We start from the raw sequence: 2,168 nt of genomic DNA on the forward strand, positions 1-2,168 counted from the left end.
TGAGTGTGAGTCGAGGTCCGTCGCGTGAGGGTGGCGCCATATTGTGCCATGCCTCTGGCACTTGTGCCTGGCCCGGACTGGAATGACGCTCGAGATGAGGCCACCACACACGACGACGCCACCCCGAAGGATGGCGTCGTCAGTGCTCAACATGCAGTGCTCAGCGGGCAGCGCTCAGGTCTCAGCGCTCAGCGAGCTGCCAAGACCTCTGCGCTTATGCCGAGGCGCGCTTATATTGAGGCGCTCTTACATCTGAACGACATCGAACTCGACATCGGTGGCGACATCGGCATCGTAGTCGACGTCGTCACGGGTGAAGCCGAACAGCTTCAAGAATTCCTGCTTGTAGCTGGCGTAGTCGGTGATGTCGAACAGGTTGTCGCTGGTGACCTGCGGCCACAGTTCCTGACAGGCCTGCTGGACGTCGTCCTTCAGCTCCCAGTCGTCGAGACGCAGACGACCGGACTCGTCGGTGGCGATCTCGCCTTCGCCGTAGAAGCGCTCGGCGTAGAAGCGGTTGAGCTGCTCGATGGTGCCTTCGTGCAGGCCCTTCTCCTTCATGATCTTGTAGACCATGGAGATGTAGAGCGGCATGACCGGGATCGCGGCACTGGCCTGGGTGACCACGGACTTGAGCACGGCCACGTGGGCACGACCGCCCTTGGCGGACAGCTTCTCGTGGATGCTGCCGGCGGCGCGGTCCAGATCTTCCTTGGCGCGACCCAGCGCACCGTGCCAGTAGATCGGCCAGGTGATCTCGGTACCGATGTAGCTGAAGGCGACGGAGCGGGCGCCCTCAGCCAGCACGCCGGCGTCGTCCAGCGCCTGCATCCACAGCTCCCAATCCTGACCACCCATCACGGTGACGGTATCTTCGATTTCCTGCTCGGTGGCCGGCTCGACCTCCGCTTCGATGATGGTGTCCTTGTTGGTGTCGATGGCAGTCGCGCGGTAGGTCTCGCCGATCGGCTTGAGCACGGAGCGCTTCACTTCACCGCTGTCCGGCAGCTTGCGCACCGGAGAGGCCAGCGAGTAGACGACGAGGTCGACTTCGCCCATGTTGGCCTTGATCAGCTCGATGGCCTTGGCGCGTGTCTCGTGGGAGAAGGCATCGCCGTTGATGGCCTGGCTGTAGAGGCCTTCCTGCTTGGCGAACTTGTCGAAGGCGGCAGAGTTGTACCAGCCTGCGGTGCCGGCCTTCTTCTCGGTGCCCGGCTTCTCGAAGAACACGCCCAGGGTATCGGCGCCATAACCGAAGGCTGCCGTGATGCGTGCCGCGAGGCCATAGCCACTGGAAGAACCGATCACCAGCACCTTCTTCGGACCACCGTCACGCTTGTCACCGACTGTCTTGCGGGTGATGGCGATCTGCTCGGCGACATTCTGCTCGCAGCCCTTGGGATGTGTGGTGGTGCAGATGAAGCCACGAACCTTGGGTTTGATGATCACGTAAAGAACCTCGTTTGCTGTTGGCCCGGCGTGTACCCGCCGATGCGATACTCGCTTCACCCTGACAGCAGGCAATGGCCGTCCTTGGGTGGTGAAGCGTATCGTGAAATAGGGCGTTCGAATCCCGTAAAGCAGGCTCAGTGCCAGCTCATGGGCGCTATTCTAGCGGCTGTCGGCGACGCTGTCCGCCCTGCCGTCATGATCCGCCATCTACCTGCATATCACTGGAGCCAGCCGCGGCGGCTGCCGTATCATGTAGGCCTTTTCACGTACTGCCATTCCACTGCCGTCCTGCATTCGCCGCTGATTGCCAGCCGCACTGTCCGACAGGCTCTTGCCCAGGATGTTTTCATGAACGATCAGAACGCTCACCTCGCCCCCGATGTGGCCGCCCTGCTCGAGCGCCGACAGGACATCTGGCTGGCGCTGTCTCCACTGTGGCTGGAGCGCGACCCACGTGAAGCCGAGTATCAGCACATGGCAGAAGTCGTCGAAGCCCAGGGGCTGAGCTTCCAGGAACTGGAAAAGCTCTATCGGCTGGAGATGGCCCCGGTACTGGTGCGAGAACAGGTCAGCATGACGCCCAACTTCAAGGGCTTCGATGACAGCCAGCTGCTGTCACGCCTGCTGCAGCATACGCATCGTCTGACACGTGGCCGGCGCATGTTCTGGCTGCTGTTTTCGGGGCTGGCCACGATGCCGAGTCGCCATCGCTACGG

The 2,168-nt window shown here is 62.0% G+C and carries 2 protein-coding genes; one reads left to right on the forward strand and one right to left on the reverse strand.

Going from position 1 to position 2,168, the window contains the following annotated elements; translation table 11 throughout:
- Positions 1-246 precede the first annotated feature (246 nt).
- Complete coding sequence (gene fabV / locus AC4FAH_RS09210; protein ID WP_043334421.1) at positions 247-1,449, reverse strand: enoyl-ACP reductase FabV; 1,203 nt, start codon at positions 1,447-1,449, stop codon at positions 247-249.
- A 351-nt stretch (positions 1,450-1,800) separates the two neighbouring features.
- Here fabV and AC4FAH_RS09215 point away from each other — a divergent pair.
- Positions 1,801-2,168: DUF7079 family protein (locus AC4FAH_RS09215; RefSeq protein ID WP_490245934.1), on the forward strand; the 368-nt coding region annotated here is incomplete at its 3' end.

It is taken from the genome of Cobetia sp., assembly GCF_983723665.1.